16 protein-coding genes are annotated in these 22,658 nt (G+C 54.2%); 9 read left to right on the forward strand and 7 right to left on the reverse strand.

Annotation, left to right across the window (positions count from 1 at the left end; translation table 11 throughout):
- Window positions 1–40: 40 nt before the first annotated feature.
- The 6 genes from H8K43_RS03290 to H8K43_RS03315 all read right to left on the reverse strand — a co-directional run bounded on the left by H8K43_RS03290 (window position 41) and on the right by H8K43_RS03315 (window position 6,906).
- Window positions 41–1,075: a glucokinase gene (locus H8K43_RS03290; protein ID WP_230403643.1), complete on the reverse strand. Its 1,035-nt coding sequence runs from the start codon at window positions 1,073–1,075 to the stop codon at window positions 41–43.
- A gap of 12 nt (window positions 1,076–1,087) precedes the next feature.
- Window positions 1,088–2,260 (reverse strand): ABC transporter ATP-binding protein, encoded by a 1,173-nt coding sequence (locus H8K43_RS03295; protein ID WP_186902560.1) that lies wholly within the window; start codon window positions 2,258–2,260, stop codon window positions 1,088–1,090.
- Window positions 2,261–2,318: 58 nt separating this feature from the next.
- Window positions 2,319–3,182 (reverse strand): carbohydrate ABC transporter permease, encoded by an 864-nt coding sequence (locus H8K43_RS03300; protein WP_186902561.1) that lies wholly within the window; start codon window positions 3,180–3,182, stop codon window positions 2,319–2,321.
- A complete protein-coding gene (locus tag H8K43_RS03305; protein WP_186902562.1) occupies window positions 3,172–4,113 on the reverse strand; it encodes a carbohydrate ABC transporter permease in 942 nt (313 codons plus the stop codon). The genes H8K43_RS03300 and H8K43_RS03305 overlap by 11 nt, the downstream gene beginning before the upstream one ends.
- A 160-nt stretch (window positions 4,114–4,273) precedes the next feature.
- Window positions 4,274–5,527, reverse strand: coding sequence for an ABC transporter substrate-binding protein (locus H8K43_RS03310; protein WP_186902563.1), 1,254 nt, complete (start codon window positions 5,525–5,527; stop codon window positions 4,274–4,276).
- Window positions 5,528–5,649: 122 nt separating this feature from the next.
- On the reverse strand, window positions 5,650–6,906 hold the full coding sequence (locus H8K43_RS03315; protein ID WP_186902564.1) for a maltoporin: 1,257 nt from the start codon (window positions 6,904–6,906) through the stop codon (window positions 5,650–5,652).
- 559 nt (window positions 6,907–7,465) lie between these two features.
- On the opposite strand from H8K43_RS03315, the gene H8K43_RS03320 reads away from it, so the two are divergent.
- The 9 genes from H8K43_RS03320 to H8K43_RS03360 all read left to right on the forward strand — a co-directional run bounded on the left by H8K43_RS03320 (window position 7,466) and on the right by H8K43_RS03360 (window position 21,081).
- Complete coding sequence (locus H8K43_RS03320; protein WP_329604472.1) at window positions 7,466–8,674, forward strand: ABC transporter substrate-binding protein; 1,209 nt, start codon at window positions 7,466–7,468, stop codon at window positions 8,672–8,674.
- On the forward strand, window positions 8,649–9,365 hold the full coding sequence (locus H8K43_RS03325) for a response regulator (protein ID WP_186902566.1): 717 nt from the start codon (window positions 8,649–8,651) through the stop codon (window positions 9,363–9,365). Before H8K43_RS03320 ends, H8K43_RS03325 begins: the two co-directional genes overlap by 26 nt.
- Window positions 9,362–10,873, forward strand: a complete 1,512-nt coding sequence (locus H8K43_RS03330) for an ATP-binding protein (protein WP_230403644.1) — start codon at window positions 9,362–9,364, stop codon at window positions 10,871–10,873. Before H8K43_RS03325 ends, H8K43_RS03330 begins: the two co-directional genes overlap by 4 nt.
- Before the next feature lie 431 nt (window positions 10,874–11,304).
- Window positions 11,305–14,913 (forward strand): indolepyruvate ferredoxin oxidoreductase family protein, encoded by a 3,609-nt coding sequence (locus H8K43_RS03335; RefSeq protein WP_186902567.1) that lies wholly within the window; start codon window positions 11,305–11,307, stop codon window positions 14,911–14,913.
- A gap of 299 nt (window positions 14,914–15,212) precedes the next feature.
- Window positions 15,213–18,500 carry a fused isobutyryl-CoA mutase/GTPase IcmF gene (icmF, locus tag H8K43_RS03340; RefSeq protein ID WP_186902568.1) on the forward strand — a complete coding sequence of 1,096 codons (3,288 nt, stop codon included), beginning with the start codon at window positions 15,213–15,215 and terminating at the stop codon, window positions 18,498–18,500.
- Between the two features lie 165 nt (window positions 18,501–18,665).
- Window positions 18,666–19,028 carry a GFA family protein gene (locus H8K43_RS03345; protein ID WP_222610953.1) on the forward strand — a complete coding sequence of 121 codons (363 nt, stop codon included), beginning with the start codon at window positions 18,666–18,668 and terminating at the stop codon, window positions 19,026–19,028.
- A 41-nt stretch (window positions 19,029–19,069) separates the two neighbouring features.
- Window positions 19,070–19,603, forward strand: a complete 534-nt coding sequence (locus H8K43_RS03350) for an RBBP9/YdeN family alpha/beta hydrolase (protein ID WP_186902569.1) — start codon at window positions 19,070–19,072, stop codon at window positions 19,601–19,603.
- 117 nt (window positions 19,604–19,720) lie between these two features.
- Window positions 19,721–20,620, forward strand: coding sequence for a DUF4062 domain-containing protein (locus tag H8K43_RS03355; protein WP_186902570.1), 900 nt, complete (start codon window positions 19,721–19,723; stop codon window positions 20,618–20,620).
- Window positions 20,621–20,739: 119 nt separating this feature from the next.
- Window positions 20,740–21,081, forward strand: coding sequence for a zinc ribbon domain-containing protein YjdM (locus H8K43_RS03360; protein WP_186879422.1), 342 nt, complete (start codon window positions 20,740–20,742; stop codon window positions 21,079–21,081).
- 56 nt (window positions 21,082–21,137) lie between these two features.
- On the opposite strand, the gene H8K43_RS03365 is transcribed toward H8K43_RS03360, so the two are convergent.
- Window positions 21,138–22,562: a tetratricopeptide repeat protein gene (locus H8K43_RS03365; RefSeq protein WP_186902571.1), complete on the reverse strand. Its 1,425-nt coding sequence runs from the start codon at window positions 22,560–22,562 to the stop codon at window positions 21,138–21,140.
- Between the last annotated feature and the right edge of the window lie 96 nt (window positions 22,563–22,658).

Genomic DNA, 22,658 nt, shown 5'->3' on the forward strand with positions numbered 1-22,658 from the left:
TTCCGGCAGGTGGCGTGATTTTCAGTGACCGTGCAGATGATCAGTTTTCGGACTGTTGGCGGTGTAGCGCAGACAGCCCGATCAGGGCCGGATAGGCTTCTGTGATGACATAGACCGGGATCGCAGCCAGGTAGTCACGGAAGCGTCCCTTGTCTTCAAAACGTGCACGGAAACCCGATTGCAGCAAATAGTCACCCAGGCGCGGCACAATACCACCGCCGATGTAAATGCCGGCGCGTGCACCCAGCGTCACTGCCAGATTGGCAGCCATCGTGCCCAGCATCTCACAGAAGATAGACAGTACCTCGCTGCAAATCGCACATTCGCGTTGCAAGCCGCGTTGCAGAATGTCGGGCGCTTCCAGTGGTGCGACAGTAGCCTGTTGCAGTTCAGCCAGAGCACGGTAAATCAGCACCAGACCGGGGCCGGATAACAGGCGCTCGGCAGATACATGCGGAAATTCGCGCCATGCAAATTCGAGTATCGCGACTTCTTTTGCGTTGGCCGGGGTAAAGCTCGCATGGCCACCTTCACTGTGCAGCGGCAGCCAGCGTTCGCCCGCAGGAATCAGGCCGGATACACCGAGTCCGGTACCAGCACCCAGCAGTCCTATTGCGCTGCCAGCTAAAGCCTGATGACCACCGACCTGAAAATATTGGTGTGGCTGCAGATGCGGCAGAGACAGCGCGAGTGCGGTGAAATCATTCACCACATCGAGCCGCTCCAGGCCGAACTGATGGCGGGTTGCGCTGATAGAAAATTCCCAGTGATGATTAGTCATGCGGACCTGGTCACCATGCACAGGATTGGCAATCGCGATCCCCGCATGACGCAGCTCATAGGCACCGGCCGCCAGGCTGGCAATGTCTTGCAGATAGCTGTGCAATGCGGCTTCCAGACTGGGGTAGGCGGCGCAAGGCAGTACTTTGACTGCCTGCAGTTTGCCATGCGCAGTTTCTATCGCGAAGCGGGCATTGGTGCCGCCGATATCGGCCAGCAGCAAGGGATAGGACGGGGTAGCCATTTCGGCATGAGTTTCGGTATGCGCTTGGTTATGAGCGATATGTGCTGACATCGTAAACTCCGCTTACTTCAGGCTCTGTTCCGATACCGGATCGAAGAAAACAGCTTTAGACAAATCAAAAGCCAGACGCATAGGCTGACCCGGCATGGCAGCTGCACGTGGATGGGTGCGGCAGGTCAGACGGGTGGCATTAAAGCTGGAAAACACCAGCGTATCTGGACCGGTTGGCTCGGTCAGATCGACGATGCAGTCGACTTCGGTAGGATGATGTGCATCACTGCAATTTGCACCAGTTGTTGCACTATTGCTTGCGCTATGTTCAGCCCGTCTGGCGCTGGCCGCATCGGTCACATGTTCGGGCCTGATACCGAGTACGATTTCGCCGTTGGCCGGGGACAAACGCTGGATTGCAGCTGCTTGCGCTGCCGGTATCGGTAATAGCGTAGAGCGACCCTGATGTTCAAGAACAAAATGTAGTTGCTGCTGTTCCTGCTGCACTTTGCCACGTATGAAATTCATAGAAGGTGAACCGATAAAGCCAGCCACAAACATATTCGCAGGGCGGTCGTAAATATCCTGCGGACTGCCAAACTGCTGCACTACGCCATCGCGCATCACCGCAATTTTGTCACCCAGGGTCATGGCTTCAACCTGATCATGCGTGACATACACGGTGGTGGTTTTCAGGCGCTGATGCATGAGTTTGATTTCAGCCCGCATTTCCACACGCAATTTAGCATCCAGATTAGATAAGGGCTCGTCAAACAGGAACAGCGAGGGATTGCGCGCAATCGCACGTCCCATCGCAACCCGCTGGCGCTGGCCGCCGGATAAATGCGCGGGTTTGCGATCCAGCAAATGGGTGATCTGCAAAGTCTCAGCCACGCGGTCTACGATTTTCTTTTGTTCTGCGACGGCGACCCGGCGTATACCTAAACCGAAAGAGATATTTTCACGTACCGTCATGGTCGGGTACAAGGCATAGGACTGAAACACCATCGCGATATCACGCGACTTGGGCGGCACCTCATTGACGCAGCGATCACCGATATAAATTCCGCCTTCGGACACGGTTTCCAGACCGGCGATCATATTCAGTAAGGTAGATTTGCCGCAGCCGGAACCACCGACCAGGATCAGAAACTGACCATCTTCGATATCGAGATTAATCCCTTTCAAAATCTCCGCACCATTCGGGTACACCTTGCGTACATCGCGGATAGATAAGCTTGCCATAAATTGAGTCTCCTTCAGATCTTGCTTTGTTTATTCAGTTTGCATCACGGCAGCTTGCTCAGCCTTTGACTGCACCGGCAGTCAGGCCGCGTACAAAATATTTTCCAGCCAGCAGATACAAGCCCAGCGTAGGCAGTGCTGCAATGATGGCGGCCGCCATATTCACGTTATATTCCGTCACGCCGGTCGAGGTATTGACCAGGTTATTCAGCGCTACCGTGACGGGTTGCGCATCGGTGCCGCCAAACACCACGCCGAACAGAAAGTCATTCCAGATCTGGGTGAATTGCCAGATAAAGCAGACCATGAAAATCGGCAGCGATAAAGGCAGGATCACACTGCGGTAAATCCGGAAAAAACCAGCGCCATCGATACGCGCTGCTTTCACCAGTTCATCCGGTACGCTCACGTAGTAATTGCGGAAGAACAGCGTAGTAAATGCGACGCCATACACGATATGCACCAGCACCAGACCTGCAGTGGTATTCGATAAACCGGCCAGTCCGAGCAGACGTGCCATCGGCAGAATCACCACCTGAAACGGGATGAAGCAGCCCACCATCAGCGCAGTGAACACGATTTCCGAACCGCGGAATTTCCAGTGCGCGAGTACATAGCCATTGACGGAACCGATCAGGGTGGAGATCAGCACTGCCGGGACAGCCATCTTGACCGAGTTCCAGAAATACGGCGCCAGTCCTTCACAGCTGACGCCGGTACAAGCACCACTCCAGGCTTTTTGCCAGGCTTGCAGATTGAGCTGAGCCGGGAAGTCGAGCAGATTACCAGCCCGGATTTCGTCCAGGGTTTTGACCGACGTGGTCAGCATCACATACAGTGGCGCCAGGTAATACAAGGCACACAGGATCAGTAACAGATAAATCAACAGACGGCCTATACGGCCTTGAGAATCAGCGCGCACGGCCAGCCTCCTTGGTTTCCAGATAAATCAGCGGTACCAGTACCGCCAGTACCGTCATCAGCATCATCATGGCCGACGCCGCGCCGAGGCCCAGTTGTCCGCGTGTGAAAGAAAACTGATACATGAAAATCGCAGGCACATCCGAGGAAGTACCGGGTCCGCCTGCCGTCAGTGCCATCACCAGATCGAAACTCTTGATCGCAATATGGCTGAGTACCAGCAAGACACTGAAGAACACCGGACGCAGTGCCGGTATCACGATCTTGCGGTAAATCACAGGCAGGCTGGCACCATCGACCATGGCAGCCTTGATGATGCTGTCATCCACACCGCGTAAGCCAGCCAGAAACAAGGCCATCACAAAGCCTGAGGATTGCCACACACCGGCGATCACTACGGTGTAAATCGCCATATCAGAATCTACCAGCCAGTCCATGGAAAACTGGGTATAGCCCCAGTCGTGCAGCATTTTTTCCAGACCGAGTCCGGGATTCAAGATCCATTTCCAGGCAGCGCCGGTCACGATAAAAGACAGCGCCATCGGATACAGGTAGATGGCGCGCAGTGCGCCCTCGAAGCGGATTTTTTGATCCAGGAACACCGCCAGCAATAAGCCTGTAATCAGGCAGATCATGATAAATAAGCCGCCGAATATACCCAGATTGGCGGCGGATACCCACCAGCGATCCAGATCAAACAATGCGCTGTATTGCTCCAGACCGGCGAAGCTGTAATTCGGCATCAGCCTGGATTCTGTGAGTGACAGATAGGCCGTGAAGGCGATAAAGCCATATACAAACAGCAGCGACGCAAACACGGTAGGGGACAACACCAGTCTGGGTAACCAGCGGTCACCCAGATGTGCCAGCCGCCGCGTGAGCGGCAGACTGACGGAGGATGAAACAGGGGAAGACGGAAGGCGGACCGACATACTCAAATTCTCCGGGACTGTAGCGGCACATGTGTGCGCTGCGTCTGTCACGGATGACAAACGCAGACGATGTGCTGCTACCTGAACTGATGGTTGCTGCTGCCTTGTACCTAATACCTGATATCTGGTACAGCGCAGCAGCGGGACCTGCTTATTTGGCTTATTTAGCTTTTGCGGCCTTGACCAGCGCCAATGCTGCAGCCTGCGACGTCATGCCGGAGTTCATAAAGCGTGCCACCACGTCCTGAATCGCACCGGCTTTGGCCGAGTCTATCGCCATACCATGTGCGAAGCTAGGTACCAGGCCGCCAGATTTGCTGGTCGCATCCATGTCATCCATAGATTTCAGTGCACAGCTGTCAAACTTGGCGCGTGATACACCGGCACGGGCCGGGATAGAACCTTTGTTCAGGTTGAAGACTTCCTGAAATTCCGGACTCATCACCGCATTTGCCAGCGTCAGCTGGGCTTTTTGCTGATCTGTGCCTTTGACATTAAACATCGCCAGCGAATCAATATTGAAAGTGAAGGCTTTTTCCGTGCCCGGTGCTGGCAGACACAGGTAATCTTTGCCTGGCTGTTTGCCTGCTGCGCTGAATTCACCTTTGGCCCAGTCCCCCATGAACTGCATACCGGCTTTGCCATTGATGATCATGGCCGTTGCCAGATTCCAGTCGCGACCAGCGGCATCTTTGTCGATATAGGTTTTGATCTTGGCCAGCGTATCGAAGGCTTTAATCATGGTTGGGCTATTGAGGCTGGCAGGATCGAGTTGTACCAGTGCTTTCTGATAAAACGCAGCACCACCTACGCCCAATACCACGGATTCAAATACGGTGGCGTCCTGCCAGGGCTGGCCGCCATGCGCAATAGCGATCAGGCCGGCTTTTTTAATTTTGTCGGCAGCGACAAAGAATTCATCGAAATTAGTTGGCGCCGTGGCACCGGCTTTTTTCAATACCTCAGGATTCACCCACAGCCAGTTGACGCGATGAACATTGACGGGGACTGCTACATAATGGCCTTTGTACTTCATGACGTTCGACACCACTTTCGGCAGGCTGGCATCCCATTTGCCTTCTGTCGCAGCAACGTCGATATTGGCCAGCACACCTTCTTTGCCCCATTCCTGTATCGACGGGCCTTTGATCTGTGCTGCCGTTGGTGCGCTGCCCGCAATCACACGTGCCTTGAGCGCGGTCATCGCATTTTCACCACCACCACCGGCCACAGCGAAGTCTTTCCAGCTCACGCCTTTGGCTTCCATCAGTTTTTTCAATTCAGCGGCGGATTTGGCTTCACCACCGGATGTCCAGTAATGCAGCACTTCGACTTCTGCTGCCATGCCGGACAAAGGGAGGGCCAGCAAACTGGCAGCAGCCAGCGTGGCTTGTACGATTTGTTTGAGTTTCATGTGTCTTATCTCCGGATGTGCGCATCCTGTCGGGATGAAGGTATGCGCCTCTGTATGCAAGTGGCGTCAGTCTGGTGGCGCCGGGATCAGATTTCAGTTCACAGCAGCCTGGAGTGGCTGCTTCAGAACCAGGTTTCCAGCTGAATACCTACCGAGGTGCCGCTGGTGTTATTGCCATACACCGGGCCCGAGTTATTGCTGGCGTTGACCGCTGCCGTCGCCGCATTATTCCATTTGCCATAGGTGACAAAGGCGCGCAGTTCAGGACGTGACCAGTAGCTTTCACCCATGGTGATGGTTGGTGCAATGGTGAGTTTGGTCAGACGCAGGGCTTCGCCGCCATTGGACTGGGTCACGCGGCTGGTGCCGAGTTCGGCCTGCAGTTTCAGATTTTGGGTGAAGGCATATACCGGACGCGCGCCTAAGGTAGTCCAGGTCGAGGAGCCGCCGGTATTCGATTTGTCACGCTGCATCAATGCCACGAATTCCATGCTGAACTGACGGGTAGGCTGTATCACCAGATCATTGAAGATACGCAGACGGGTGACATCCGAACCCAGCAGGGTGCTGCCTGAGCTGCCGATACGGTCACAGCAAGGACCACCGACACCGGTGCCTGGACCTACGCCATACTGAATACCGACGGTATTGCTGCCGCCAAACACTTTGTCCTGCTTGTGGAATACCGATAATTGCCAGCCATTGTGACGGTCTGTTCCTTGCGCACTGATCAGCGATAATGCCGCATCGAGTGTGCCATCCTGATTCACTGGCAAGCCTTCGTAAGTCAGGTTTTGACGCAGTGCTGCATCGCTGCTCAGTTGCTTGCCGGTTTTCGCATCAAACACATTGCTGTCATTGTCTTTAAAAATCGCATAGCTGAATTTGCCCGGACCCAGACCGATTTTGTCGAAACCGCCACCGGTACCGTTCAGATTGATGTATTGCAAGTCCAGCATGTGGATATCAGGACGGAAGTAATAACGCTTACCAAGCCAGGCCACACCGCCATTCAGGAAATCCAGACCTTTCGCTTCCATATAGGCTTTGGCGATTTCCGGTTTGGCATTGCCGAAGTCAGAGCCGTTTTTATACGCGCTCAGCCAGACGGTGCCAACGAAGCTCACACCATTGGCGGACTTCGCGAGTTCTTTGGTATAGCCACCTTCGAAGTAGCTGTCGCATTCATTGCCGAGGCGGTATTTCATGGTATTGCCGCCAAGGTCGAAGCAGCTTTGCGGGCCTTTTTCTGAACTGCTGCCGACACCGGCGCGCAGATAGCCGTGGAATTCACCTTCCGCTTCGCTGGCCTGTGCCATACCTGCACTCAGGGCGAGCGCGATCATCGCGGACATACCGCGCAGTTTGCTGGTTTTCATGTTGTCTCCGTCTTTTTTATCTATATATTTTGGGGGTGCTACAACAAAAACCATCATGCGGAACGTAGGGACAGAGAGGACTGCATGCTGGTTTTTGTTGTGGCAGGCAGACATTAACAGCCCGGTCAATGTGATACCAGTCAACTGTGGTGTAAGCCGGGATGAAGGCTTAAGTATTTGATTTATATGGGAAATATAATTTCCGGCGAATTGGGGCGCTTACATAACTTTACAAAGCGCGCTGCATACGGCCATACGCAGTCGGCCTAAATGAGCGTCTTACACAGGGAAAATCGCTGCTCCCGCCTGTGCAATGCTTCGCAAGACAGGCTCACACTTCTTTACAAAGACCTATGCTTTTTTACCTCGGTAAGCGGGCTGGTTTGCGCTATAGTCTGTGCCGAGACAAAGAAGGATCCGAACGGTGCAAACAGAACAAAAAAATTTCTTGCCCGCGGAGGAAGGTACACGCATGCAGCAGTGCAGGCCCAGCCGCTGGCGCCGTCTGTTCATGCCATGTCTGCTGGCAGTCAGCTGCACGGCAGCACAGGCGCAGTCCGTGCAGGTTCTGCATTGGTGGAAATCCCTCAGCGAGCAACAGGCAGTCAATCTCCTGACCACGAAGCTGGCGCAGGATAATCTGCAATGGCGCGATGGCCTGGTGCCCAGTGGATCGGGCGTCGGTGCCAGTATCGTACTCAAGAGCCGCATCCTGGCTGGCAATGCGCCGGAAGCCGCGCAGCTCAATGGTGTGTTGGTGTCCGAATGGGCGGAGCTGGGTTTGCTGCTTGATATCGATAGCGTGGCCCAGTCCGGTAAATGGGAAAAAAACCTGTTCCCTAAAGTCTGGAATCTGATCCAGGTGAAAAATCATGTGGTTGCTGCACCGCTGGGTGTACACCGCATCAATACCCTGTTTTATAACAAAAAAGTCTTCAGCAAACTCGAGCTGGAACCACCTGCCAGCTGGGAAGAGTTTGATCAGCTCATCCCCAAATTGCAGCAGGCAGGTATCACCCCGCTCGCACAAAGCAGCGAAATCTGGCAAGTCGCGACGCTGTTCGAAACCGTGTTGCTGTCTGTGTCCAATCCGGCTTTTTATCAGGATGTATTCGTGCGTAAACAGCCGTCAGCCTTTATGGATGCGCGCTTCGCGCAGGCGCTGAAACGCCTGCGTCTGTTGAAAAAAGCCATGCCGAATCCTGTGCCTGATAAATTGTGGATGGATCTGAGCCGCCAGCTGGCGGATGGACAAGCTGCCATGCTGATCATGGGTGACTGGGTCAAGGGTGAACTCAATGCATTGGGGCAGGGAACCGATGTCGGTTTTTCTTGCCTAGCCGTGCCCGGTACCGCTGCTTACCATATCTATGATGTGGATACCCTGGTCATGCTGGCCAAAGATAACAGCAAGCGCAGTGCTCAGGAAAAGCTGGCGCAATGGGTGGTCTCACCTGCCCTGCAACAGGAATACAATCAGGTGAAAGGTTCGATACCGGTGTTGAGAAATGCCGATACCGGCAAGATGGACAGCTGCGCCAGAAATGCCTGGAAAGTGTTTTCCGGCGGCGCCGCGGCGCAGGTGCCCAGCTTTGCACATCGCATGGCGACCGATGAAATTTCCAGAGATGCGATGATGAATGAAATCCATCGTTTCTTTATGGATGATCAGATGACCGTGGGAGAAGCACAGAAACGCATGGCGACCATGGTGCGTGCACTCCCGAAAAATAAAGCAGGAAATGATGCGCAAGATACTAATCGTTGATGATGACCAAAAAACCCGCAGTTTGCTGAAAACCTATCTGGAAAAAAACCAGTACGAAGTCAAACTGGCCCATAACGGTGAGTCATTTCTGACTGAATTCCAGCGCTATAGCGAAGAGTTATCGCTGGTGATACTGGATGTGATGCTGCCCGATACCGATGGTTTCGCGCTGTGCAAAACAGTGCGTCAGAAATCGAATATTCCCATCATCATGCTGACCGCCAGCTCAGATGACACCGACCGCATCGTCGGGCTGGAGCTGGGCGCCGATGATTACATTGCTAAGCCATATAACCCGCGCGAATTGCTGGCGCGTATCAAGGCGATACACCGCCGGGTCGGCTCGGAAACCGCCGGTGCGCCGCGCTTTTACCGCTTTGCTGGCTTCACCATGGATACCGTCGAGCGTTCGGTAGTGGATGCGGCGGGTGAGCTGATTGCGCTGACCGGCATGGACTTCCAGTTGCTCAAATATTTTGTCGAGCATCCTGGCGATATTCTGGACCGCAATGTACTTAGCGAAGAAACCCGTGGCCGTGATGCGGGTCCGCTGGACCGTTCACTCGATGTGCAAATCAGCCGCCTGCGCCTGCGTTTGCATGATGATGGCAAACAGCCGCAATTGATCAAAACCGTACGCGGCGCTGGCTATGTGTTTTCAGCCGATGTCAGCTCAGGCGGCGCGGCATGAGTCATCCTGGCAATCAGGATAGTTTCGCTGCGCGCTGTCAGCGCAGGCTGACGCGCTGGATGCCGCAATCCTTACTGGGGCGCCTGAGTCTGGTGATGCTGGCTGGTGTGATGCTGGTACAGTTTGCCGGGAATGCGATCTGGGCCGCACAGATGCGCAGTGAAGCACGTACTGAAGTGCGTACTGCGGCCGAACATCTGGGACATAGCGCCGCCAGCAGCCTGCGCTATTTTCTGAGTTTGCCAGTCAATTATCGTGGCCTGGTGATACAGCAATTTCGCGAAATGGGCGGCACCCGATTTTTTGCCAATCTGACGGATGGACCAGTGAGTATGGCACCGTTTGCCGATGAGGAATTATCGACACTGGCGCTGCAACAGGTACGCAAAGTGATACAGCAGGAATTACCTGCGATCCGCCAGTTGCAGGTCAGCTTCGCCTGGCCGCAGGATCTACGTTTTTCTCAGGATGGCACCGGGATCAGCGATGTGCCGGATAAGTGGGTAGAACACATCCTGGTCACCCGGCCGAAACCGGCACCGATTATGGTGATACAGGCGGAACTGGACAGCGGCAACTGGTTGTATCTGGCAACGCTGATGCCGAATCCTTATTTTTTGAATGGCAGCGATCCGTTTTCCGGTGACCGCGTGCTGCTGCAAGTGCTGACCTTGCTGGCGGTATTTGTGTTGTCGTTGTTGGTAGTGCGCTGGATCACGCGTCCGCTGGCGGCCTTGTCCTCGGCGGCGGATGCCTTTGGTCAGGGCGATAGCGTACCTGCGCTGCCCGACACCGGCAGCAAGGAATTCCTGAATACAGCACGTGCTTTTGCGCTGATGCGTGAACGTATACAACGCTATATCGAAGACCGCGAACGTTTATTTGTCTCGATTTCGCATGATTTACGCACGCCGATTATGCGTTTGAAATTACGTGCCGAATTGCTTGACGATGATGCGACGCGCAGTGAGTTTCATGACGATCTGGATGAGCTCGATATGATGGTTAAAGGCGCACTGCAATGCGTGAAAGACAGTGATATCCATGAAAATCCAACTGCCATCAGACTCGATGCGCTGATCGGCCGCATGGTCAGGGATGTCAAGCTGGGCGGCCATGCGATTGCGTTTGAAGCCAGCGGTATCTCGGTGGTTGCTAAACCACTGGCACTCAAACGTGCGATCAGCAATTTGCTGAATAACGCTCTGCATTACGGTAAAGATGTCGGTATCGCTGTGCATAGGACAGAGACTTATGTCGATATTGCGATCCGTGATCATGGCCCCGGTGTGCCGGAACAGGCACTGGCAACTTTATTTGATCCCTATGTCAGATTAGAACATGGGCGCCAAAGCAACCAGTCCGGCATGGGGCTGGGACTGGGCATTGCGCGTGACATCGTGCAGGCGCATCAGGGAGAATTGATTTTGCAAAATGCGGCAGGTGGTGGTTTGCTGGCTTGCATACGACTGCCTGTGCAAGTGCTGCCGGATAGTGCACAAGATTAAGCAACTGAGTTGCTGGTGCCAGCCTTGTATGCTGAAATTGTTGGCATACATGGCGGGCTATCAAAAAAAATGATAGCCCTATTCAAATTCTGTATTTTCCATACTGGCATCACTGGCCTACACTGTTCTTACAGCAGATTTCAAAGGAAGTCGGGAAAGCGCTGCAGCGAAAATTTCGAAAGCTTTCTTTGATATCTTTAGAATCCGGACCAGAGAAAATACTGTAAAAATTTTAATGAGTTTTTGCAGCACAGTCACGTTAGCCCGCGTAGCTATCGAGTTTTGTCCCGGATTCGAATAAAATGGCTGCTATCTCAGCCAACGCAACTAACCTGTACCCGATACCTCGCTACAGGTGATGAACAAATTTGTGTCTTACCGGACGCTCTGCATGTTCTTTGCGATCAAAAATCACAAATTTTGGAGCCACTATGTCATCCGACACCACCATGGGGTCTGCTGGACTTTCGTCCGCCTCAGGCGCAAGCCCATCCACTACAGCAGCAACAATCCCTTCAGCAACGTCAGCTCATCCTGCCGCCACACCCGTTTTGCACGATGTGCAGCTCGATGATAAATACACATCAAACAGCGGAACGATTTTCCTATCAGGCATACAGGCCTTAGTCCGTCTGCCGATGATACAACGCCAGCGCGATCTGGCTGCAGGGCTGAATACGGCCGGTTTTATTTCCGGTTATCGCGGTTCCCCGCTCGGTGGTCTCGATGAGACTTTGTGGAAAACCAAAAAATTATTAGAACAAAATCACGTACAGTTCGTACCGGGTGTGAATGAAGATCTGGCTGCAACTGCCGTCTGGGGCACCCAGACTGTCGATCTGATCGGCCCGGCCAAATACGATGGCGTGTTTTCTATGTGGTATGGCAAAGGCCCGGGCGTGGACCGCTGCGGCGATGTGTTCAAACACATGAACCATGCCGGTACCGCCAAACATGGCGGCGTATTGCTGGTAGCCGGTGATGACCATGGCGCTTATTCCTCTACGCTGCCGCATCAGTCCGACCATATTTTTTCCGCCTGCATGATCCCTATGCTGTATCCCTGCAATGTGCAGGAATACCTGGATCTGGGCTTGCATGCCTGGGCCATGTCGCGTTTTTCCGGCTGCGCCGTAGGCTTCAAGGCACTGGCCGATACGGTGGAATCCACCGCCTCGGTCGATGCTGATCCCTTCCGTTTGCAGATACAGATACCGCAGGATTTTGTGATGCCGGAAGGCGGCCTCAATACGCGTTTATCGCTTGATACGCTGGGCATACAGGCGCGTAAGCAGGAAGCGCTGATGCAGGATTACAAAATCTATGCAGCGCTGGCCTATGCGCGTGCCAACAAGCTCAATCACACCACTATCGACAGCCCGAATGCCAAGCTGGGTATCGTCGCCTCCGGCAAATCTTATCTGGATGTGCTGGAAGCGCTGGAAGAACTGGGCATCGATGAACAATTCGCCGCTGACATTGGTATTCGCCTGTATAAAGTGGCGATGCCGTGGCCATTGGAACCGGATGGCATACGCGAATTTGCGCAAGGTCTGGATGAAATTCTGGTGGTGGAAGAAAAACGCCAGATGGTGGAATACCAGCTCAAAGAACAGTTGTATAACTGGCGCGACGATGTGCGTCCGCGCGTGATCGGTAAGTTCGACGAAAAAGGCGAATGGGTACATCCGCGCGGTGAATGGCTGTTGACGTCGAAAGCAGATTTTTCTGTGGCGCAGATTGCACGTGTGATTTCTTCACGGATTGCGCGCTTCCATACCAGTGACCTGATCAAGGCGCGTCTGGCCTTCCTGGAAGCGAAAGATGTGGTGCTGACCAAGCAGGTCAATACCCCGGCTCGTCCGGCTTACTATTGCTCGGGCTGCCCGCACAATACCTCGACCAAGGTACCGGAAGGCAGTCTGGCGCTGGCCGGTATCGGTTGCCACGTGATGGCGACCGCGATTTATCCTGAACACAATAAGCTCACGACTCACATGGGTGGCGAAGGCGCGCCGTGGATAGGTCAGGCCGCTTTTTCCAAGTTACCGCATGTGTTCCAGAACCTGGGTGACGGCACCTATTTCCATTCCGGTTACCTGGCCATACGCGCGGCAGCTGCCGCCAAAGTGAATATCACTTACAAAATTTTATATAACGATGCGGTCGCGATGACGGGTGGCCAGCCGGTCGATGGCACCATTACCGTGCCTATGATGGCGCAGCAAATGGCGGCCGAAGGCGTCAAGCGTATCGCCTTGGTGACGGAAGATTTATCGCGTTACAGCGACCGTTCCCAATTGCCGGAAATGGTCACATTGCACGACCGTAAAGACATGGATGCGGTACAGCGCGAATTGCGTGAAATTGAGGGCTGCAGCGTGCTGATTTACGATCAGACCTGTGCCGCCGAAAAACGTCGTCGTCGCAAAAAAGGTGAATTCCCTGACCCGAATCAGCGTCTGTTTATCAACGACGCGGTCTGCGAAGGCTGTGGTGATTGCGGTGTGCAATCCAACTGTACCTCGCTGATGCCGCTGGAAACAGAATTCGGCCGCAAACGTGTGATCGACCAGTCTTCGTGCAATAAGGATTATTCCTGCGTCAAAGGCTTTTGCCCCAGCTTTGTCACGGTAGAAGGCGGCAAGCTGCGCAAATCAAAAACCGGCACTGCGAAGAACGATGATTTCGGTGCTTTGCCTGAGCCTCAACTGCCAGCCTGCAGCAGCGCTTATAACATCCTGCTCAATGGTATAGGCGGTACCGGTGTGATTACCGTCGGTGCCTTGCTGGGTATGGCGGCGCATCTGGAAGGTAAGGGCGCATCGGTGCTGGATATGACCGGTATGTCGCAGAAAAACGGCTCGGTGACTTCGCATATCCGCATCATCGAACAGGCTGGCAAACTGCGTGCGCAACGTATCGCAACCGGTGAAGCCGATCTGATCCTGGGTTGCGACATCCTGACCGCTGGCGCGCATGATGCGATTTCCAAAATGCGTGCAGGCCGTACCCGTGCAGTGGTGAATACCCATGAACAGCCTACCGGCGCGTTTGCCAAAAATGCAGACTGGCAGTTCCCGCTGGAGTCGGTCGAACATCTGATCGATGAATCGGTAGCTGGCAAGGTTGATTTCATCAATGCGACCCGTCTGGCCACCGCGCTGATGGGTGACTCAATTGCGACCAATCTGTTCATGCTGGGGTTCGCCTATCAAAAAGGCGCGATCCCGGTATCGGAAGCCGCGCTGATGCGTGCCATAGAACTCAATGGCGTTGCGATAGAATCCAATAAAAAAGCCTTCCTCTGGGGCCGTCGCGCTGCGCTTGATCTGAAGCGGGTAGAGGCAGTTGCGTTCCCAGCTCAGAAGGTGGTGCTGCAGATGCCAGAGAGCCTGGACAATCTGATCAGGCGTCGCGTGGACTTCCTGACCGCGTATCAACATGCAGGCTATGCGGCGCAATACAGCGAGCTGGTACAACGTGCGCGCAATGCCGAAAGTGCACTCGGCAAAGGCAATGCCTTCAGTACGGCAGTAGCACGTTATTACTTCAAACTCATGGCTTACAAAGACGAGTATGAAGTCGCGCGTCTGTACACCAATGGCGAATTCACCGACAAACTCAAGCAACAGTTTGAAGGCGATTTCAGTCTGCAATTCCATCTCGCTCCACCTTTACTGGCCAAGAAAAACGCCCAGGGTCATCTGGTCAAGGCAAAGTATGGCTCCTGGGTGTGGCAGGCATTTAAGCTGCTGGCAGGCCTGAAAGGCTTGCGCGGTACGGCACTCGATGTGTTTGGCTACACCGCTGAACGACGTGCTGAGCGTGCCCTGATCAAGGATTATCAGGAAATGATCGCTGGCCTGATCAGCCGCTTATCGGCAGAGAATCTGGAACAGGCGGTGGCGCTGGCCAGCCTGCCGGAGAAAATCCGCGGCTTTGGTCATGTGAAGGAAAAAGCCATGCAGACTTACTATGCCGAGCAGGCCCGCCTGCAAGTCAAGGCCGAAGTGGTGGAATTGCATCGCGTAGCCTGATCAAGCGCTAGTTCTGGTAGCAAAGACTGAGTACAGATGCGCCTTTCCGGCGTTTTCAGGCCGCTAAGGCGCATCAAAGCTCAGACTTCTGATTTCACTTTTACACAGAGCCGCTCACTGAGCAAAGGCGGATGAAAATGCGCAAGCAGATACCATCACCCCTTTTAATTTCATATTGACGTTAACGTTAACGTCATATAACTTAGCTGCATAATTCAGCAGCAAGTTGTCAGTCCAGGATGCTTAGTGCACACTCACTCCTTGAGCTGACAGCTTGCCCAACTACCGTTGAGGATGACATGACAGACCTGTCCGTAGCCCAAAACCTGACCGAATACAAACCTGCGAATAAAGTGCGCTTTGTCACTGCCGCCTCCCTGTTCGATGGCCATGACGCCTCGATCAATATCATGCGCCGCATCCTGATGGCGAATGGTGCCGAAGTGATTCATCTGGGCCATAACCGCTCAGTCGAAGAAATCGTCACTGCCGCCTTGCAGGAAGATGCGCAGGGTATCGCGATCTCCAGCTATCAGGGTGGTCACGTCGAGTATTTCAAATACATGATAGACCTGCTCAAACAACGCGGCGGTGCCCACATCAAGGTGTTTGGCGGCGGCGGCGGCGTAATCGTGCCGGATGAAATCGCCGATCTGCATGCGTATGGCGTGACCCGTATTTTCAGCCCGGAAGACGGCCAGCGCATGGGCCTGGTCGGCATGATACTGTCCATGATACAAGCCTGCGACATCGACTTGTCCGGCTATGCACCGGCCAGCCTGCAAGTGCTGCAGCAAGGCGATATCGTCGACAAACACAGGCCACTGGCGCAGCTGATTACCGCGCTCGAAAACGACCAGGTCAAACCGGAATTACGCGAAGCGCTGCATAAGGCCGCAGAACAGACGCGGGTACCGGCATTCGGTATTACAGGTACCGGCGGCGCCGGTAAATCCTCGCTGACTGATGAATTAATCCGCCGTATCCGTCTGGATCAGGATGACCAGCTGAATATTGCGCTGATTTCTATCGATCCTTCACGCCGCAAATCCGGCGGTGCTTTGCTGGGTGACCGTATCCGTATGAATGCGATCAACCCTTGGGCCGGTCAGCATCGCGTGTTTATGCGCTCGCTGGCGACGCGTGAAGCCGGTTCAGAAATTTCCCAGGCTTTACCCGACGTGATTGCGGCGTGCAAAGTGGCTGGCTTTGATCTGGTGATCGTGGAAACATCGGGTATCGGTCAGGGCGATGCAGCTATCGTGCCGCATGTGGATGTGTCCATGTATGTGATGACGCCGGAATTCGGTGCCGCATCGCAGCTGGAAAAAATCGATATGCTGGATTTTGCCGATTTTGTCGCGATCAATAAGTTCGACCGCAAAGGTGCACAGGATGCCTTGCGCGACGTGGCCAAGCAATACCAGCGCAACCGTGAATTGTGGAGCAAAAAGCCAGACGAGATGCCGGTGTATGGCACTCAGGCTTCGCGTTTCAATGATGATGGCGTGACTGCCTTGTACCAGGGCATATTGCCGGCACTCTCCAGCCGTGGCTTGAAAACCCAGCCCGGCAAACTGGCTGCGGTAGAAGTACGCTATTCCAGCGCCAAAAACGTGATCGTGCCACCGGCGCGTGCACGCTATCTGGCAGAGATTGCTGACAGCGTACGTGGCTATCACAAAACCACCCGCACCCAGGTCAGCTTTGCACGCGAACGCCAGCAATTGCAGGAAACCAAACGCATGCTGAGCAAGGCCGGTAAAGGCGATTCGCTGAACAGCATCGACGAGCTGATTACCGAACGCGACAATCATTTGTCTGCTGAATCGAAAAAGCTGATCAGCATGTGGCCAGATATGCAGCAGGCCTATTCCGGCGATGAATATGTAGTCAAAATCCGCGACAAGGAAATCCGTACCCGCTTAACTTATCAGTCTTTGTCTGGCACGACGATTCGTAAGGTATCGCTGCCACGCTTTGCCGATCATGGTGAAATCCTGCGCTGGCTGATGCTGGAAAATGTTCCCGGCTCTTTCCCTTACACCGCCGGTGTTTTTGCATTCAAACGCGAAGGTGAAGACCCAACCCGTATGTTTGCGGGTGAAGGCGATCCTTACCGTACCAACCGCCGCTTTAAACTGGTATCGCAAGGCATGGATGCTAAACGTCTGTCGACCGCGTTTGATTCGGTCACGCTGTACGGTGCCGATCCGGCGCTGCGTCCTGATATCTACGGCAAAATCGGTAACTCTGGTGTGTCGGTGGCGACGCTGGATGATATGAAGGTGCTCTACGATGGTTTCGATCTGTGCGATCCGGCGACTTCGGTCTCCATGACCATCAATGGCCCGGCACCGACTATCCTGGCTTTCTTCATGAATACCGCGATAGATCAGCAAATGGATAAATTCCGCGCCGATAACAAGCGCGAACCGACTGCCGACGAAGCCGCCAAAATCCGTACCTGGGTCTTGATGAATGTACGCGGCACGGTACAGGCCGATATTCTGAAAGAAGATCAGGGTCAGAATACCTGCATCTTCTCGACCGAATTCTCACTCAAGGTGATGGGCGATATTCAGGAATACTTCGTGCACCATCAGGTACGTAATTTCTACTCGGTCTCGATCTCCGGTTACCACATCGCCGAAGCCGGTGCTAATCCGATTTCCCAGCTCGCATTCACGCTGTCAAATGGCTTTACCTTTGTCGAAGCCTATCTCGCCCGTGGCATGCACATCGATGATTTCGCCGCAAATCTGTCCTTCTTCTTCAGTAATGGCATGGACCCGGAATACACCGTGCTGGGCCGGGTAGCACGCCGTATCTGGGCGGTGGCAATGCGCGATAAATACGGTGCCAATGAACGCAGCCAGAAACTGAAATACCATATCCAGACTTCGGGCCGCAGTCTGCATGCGCAGGAAATCGACTTCAACGATATCCGTACCACGCTGCAGGCATTGATCGCGATTTACGATAACTGCAACAGCCTGCATACCAATGCCTATGACGAAGCTATCACCACGCCAACGGATGAATCAGTCCGTCGCGCACTGGCGATACAGCTGATCATCAACCGTGAATGGGGCCTCGCGAAAAACGAAAACCCGATACAAGGCAGCTTCATCATCGAAGAACTGACCGATATGGTGGAAGAAGCCGTGTTGCAGGAATTCGAGCGTATCGCCGAACGTGGCGGTGTGCTGGGTGCGATGGAAACCGGCTATCAGCGCGGCAAGATACAGGAAGAATCCATGCATTATGAACACCTCAAGCATGACGGCACCCTGCCTATCATCGGTGTTAACACCTTCCGCAATCCTAAGGCGGGTGAAACGCCACAAAAGATAGAACTGGCGCGTTCAACCGAAGAAGAAAAACAGTCGCAGCTGACGCGTCTGGCTGACTTCCATCAACGCCATGCTGCCGTCGCACCACAGGCACTGGCTGCATTGCAACAGGCCGCAATCGACAATGAAAACGTATTTGCCCGTCTGATGGACGCCGCCCGCGTGTGTTCATTGGGTCAGATCACGACCGCCTTGTTTGAAGTCGGCGGTCAGTATCGTCGCAATATGTAATCCTGCGGCGCAGTACCGTCAGTAAAAATCCCGGACCTGTGCCGGGATTTTTTGCATTTATGCGTGCATACTGTACTTAAGGCCTGTTAGCATTTAAATTGCACACGTAATTTAAATGTTAACAGGCTCTAGTTTTCAACGAATAAAAACAGGAGCAGGAACGCTATGACTAGTCGACCTATGCAGACTTATCAAGGCAGTTGTCACTGTGGCGCGGTGCGCTTTCAGATAGAGACTGATTTTCCCGAACTGACCATGTGCGATTGCTCGATTTGTCGCCGAAAAAATGCGCTGATGGTGAAAGTGCATGAGACGCAGTTTCAACTGATCGCGGGTGCAGAGGCGCTGACGGAATATCAGTTTCATACCAAGACAGCGCGGCACTTCTTTTGTAAAGTTTGCGGTATCTATCCTTTTCATCGCAAACGCGTTACGCCCGATCATCTTGGCATCAATGTCCATTGTCTGGAGGGCTTTGATCCTGAGGGGATACCGCAACGGCAGGCGGTTGGCGCCGCTATGCTGTAAGCGCAGCTTGCTGGTTATGTTTTGTCCTTTGTGAGTTTTCTATGCTGAGCCCAGTCCTGATTTTTCCCGGGTATGCCAATTCTGGCCCCGGCCATTGGCAATCCTTGTGGCAGGCTGCGTATCCGCAGTGTCAGCGCATCACAATCCCAGACTGGATGCGGCCGCAACGCGAGGTCTGGGTGGCTGCACTCGAAAGGGAAGTGGCGCGCCTGGGTCCAGATGTGCTGATTGCCGCGCATAGTATGGGCAGCCTGACGGTCGCTCACTGGGCGGCGCAGACCAGCTTGCGTATCCGTGGCGCTTTGCTGGTGGCGGTGCCTGATCCGCAAGGGCCAGCGTTTCCTGCCACGGCCAGTGGCTATGAAGACTTGCCCAGTCTGATTTTGCCTTTTCCTGCGCATATCATCGCCAGTCGGGATGATCCGTATGCCAGCATGGCATTTTCTCAGCAGTGCGCGCAGCGCTGGGCTTGTGCGCTGACCGATCTGGGACAGGCCGGTCACATCAATGCCGGGAGTGGTCTGGCCGACTGGCCGCAAGGCTGGCAAACCCTGCAGGCGCTGTCGCAGTCCTGATGTTGCAAGGTAATCACAGCCAGCGTCAGACTTGGCTGTTCCTTGACGCACGGCAAGGTATATACTGCACTGAATGACTGAACACTGAGTAAGACCGATTAATTGCAGGGAGACCGTATGACCACCGTATTTGTCAGCTCCACACCGTTTGATCTCGCCGTGCATCGCAAACGTCTGAGTGAGGAATTCACACGAGAGGCCGCTGCGTATTTTGGCGCTACCCTGACTTCGGCTTTGCCGGAAACCCCGATCGAAGACCGCTTACGTCTGGTACGCAGTGCGAAAGCCTATATTGGCGTGTTTGGCATGGTATTTGGTGATGTCGACGCGACTACCGGGAAATCCTTGATACAGCTGGAATACCTGGAAGCGCAGTTGTATTGCGTACCAACCCTGATTTACCTGATCGATGAAGATGAACATCCTATTTTGCCTAAGAATGTGGATACCGGCATTGCCGCGCAATGGCTGGCCGACTTCAAGGCGCAGCTGAGTCAGTCGCATGATGTGCGTTTTTTTGATTCTCCCGATGATCTGGTCGCTAAAATTCATAATGACTTGCACCGTGTGCTGAGCCCGGCGCAGAAAACGGCTCCGGCAGCGGCTCCCGTTTCTGTCCCTGCTCCTGCTCCTGCCCCTGCCCCTGCACCGGTCGCACCTGTCACAGTCGCAGCAGTGGTGACACCGCAAGCGCAGCCTGCCAGTCTCACCGCAGCAGTACCGGAGACGGCAGAGGCGGCCCCGGTGCCGGCAGTGAAGAAGAATTCGCAGCGCTATTTACTGACTGAGCCGCGTTTTGCATTTTTTAAATCCAAGGTGTTACCGGTACTGCCACCGGATTTTGATGATGTGCCGCTCAAGGATGCGCTGGAATTACTGTTGGCCAGTAATACGCTGGCAGCCGCTTCCAGTCTGGCCCGTGGCGCGATGATACCGCTTGAGGATGCGGTGGAAGTGATACGCAAAATGGAACTGATCATCATCGACACTATCTATAAACAAAAAAACGGCGGCTGAGAGCGGCATGCTGAGGCCTTGACCGCCTCAGCCTTTGCCGCAGTATTCTGCTCGGGCTTTGGCGGGGTAGGGCGGCTGTACGGTTATACTGGCGCCTGTTTAATGTTTTGAAAGTATGTATGTCCAGTTTCCCGGCCTGCCCGCAATGTGGCTTAGAAAATACCTATCCCGACGGTGATAACCTGGTGTGTGCAGATTGTGGTTTTGAATGGCCGGCGCAGGCTGCTGCCAGTGAAGATGACAATGATGAGCGCATCGTGAAAGATTCCGTTGGCAATGTCTTGTCCGATGGTGATGCAGTGGTGCTGATCAAGGATTTGAAAGTCAAAGGGTCTTCCACCACCCTCAAACAAGGTACCAAGATCAAGAGCATACGCATCGTTGGCGGCGACCATGAAGTCGACTGCAAAATGGATGGCGGTAATTTCATGCTGAAAGCCTGTTACCTGCGTAAAGCATAACAAGACACATCCGTATTCATCCGCGTACATCTCACCAGCGCTCAGACTGCCGCCTGCTACAGTCCGCGAAAGTTGACTAAGGCTGCGCTGATCGCTGTCACCACACTGTCCCAATCGCCTGCTGCCGTCTGGCGGAACAAGCGCGTTTGCGGATACCACGGACTGCCTGGCGACCGATTCAGCCAGCGCCAGTCTGGCTTAAACCAGGGCAGCATCAGCCAGCAAGGCTTGCCTAAGGCCCCCGCCAGATGCGCGACAGCGGTATCGACGCTGATCACCAGATCCAATTGCTGTATCAAAGCAGCGGTATCGGCAAAGTCATGCAGCTCCGCTGAGTAGTCCTGCAAAGGTCGCTGGGGATAAGCGCGGTTCCATACTTCTGTCCCATCCTCTGCACTGTGCTGCGTTTTTTGCAGACTGATCCAGTCTATGTCTGGTAATTCAGCCAGGGGAAACAGACAACGGATATCTGCGATTGAGCGGTCCGCGTCATTTTCAAATGCCGGATTGCCCTGCCAGGCCAGACCAATACGCAAGGGTCTGGGCGCTGTTTGTGTGAACCGCTGCTCCCAATGTTGGCTTAGCGCCGCAGGCAGCGATAAATAAGATGTTCCAGCCGGGATGCTGTCAAAGCGGGTTTGAACATGGCCGGGCAAGCTCATCAATGGCAGCCAGCCATCCCAGTCTGCTTCTTCGATAGTGGCAGAAAAATCAAGCAACGCATCCGGCGTGGCAGGATGGGCAGGATGGCCAGCTTCAGTCAGTTCAGTCAGACCCTGCATCAGGCGTATCAAGGTGCGATCACAGACCAGGCCCAGACTGGCGACACCTTCCTGCCTTAGCTGTGGCAGATAGCGACAAAACTGAATCAGGTCACCGGCACCGCCTTCCTGTGTAATCAGCACGCGCAAACCGCGCAGTGACTGTCCGGTAGCCAGGCGTTTTGTGTGTGCATAGCGGTTCAGCTGTTGCCAGGGGCGGGCTTCCCAGTGCTGCCAGCCTTCCTGCATGCGACCTTGTCTGAGCAGCAGATAACTCAGATTGAAGCGCGCGGGTAAATTGTCCGGTGCCAGCGCAATGGCATGGCGGTAGGCTTCCTCAGCTTCTACCTCACGATATTGCACCGTGCGCAGCATGCCGTAGTGCGACCAGCCAGTGGCGGAGGTTGGCTCTAGCTGTAAGCCCTGTAGCAGATGCAGCCCGGCTTCCTCAAAGCGTTTCAGTTGCAGCAGCACATGCGCGAGCTGAAAACTGAGTTGTGCAAGCGGTGCCAGTTGCACCATCGCTTGTTCATAATAATTTGCCGCCGCAGGCCAGTCTTGCTGCTGTTCAGCGAGCCAGGCCAGGTTGGCCATGGCTTCGCCGTTATCGGCTTGCAAGGACAGCACTTTGCGGAAGGCCAGCTGTGCTGTCAGCAGATCACCGTCTGCAATACAGGCATGGCCTTCACGCAGGTAAGCGGCGATATCGTGGTCAGGCATGGCGCACATAGGCAAGTTCAGCACAGCGTCCGGGCAGTTCAGGATGCTGGCATGGTAATGCCGTACTCACTGACTGGCAAGCTGCACGCTGTCGTG

The organism is Cognatundibacterium curvum, assembly GCF_014284235.1.
GTDB lineage: Bacteria > Pseudomonadota > Gammaproteobacteria > Burkholderiales > Burkholderiaceae_D > Undibacterium > Undibacterium curvum.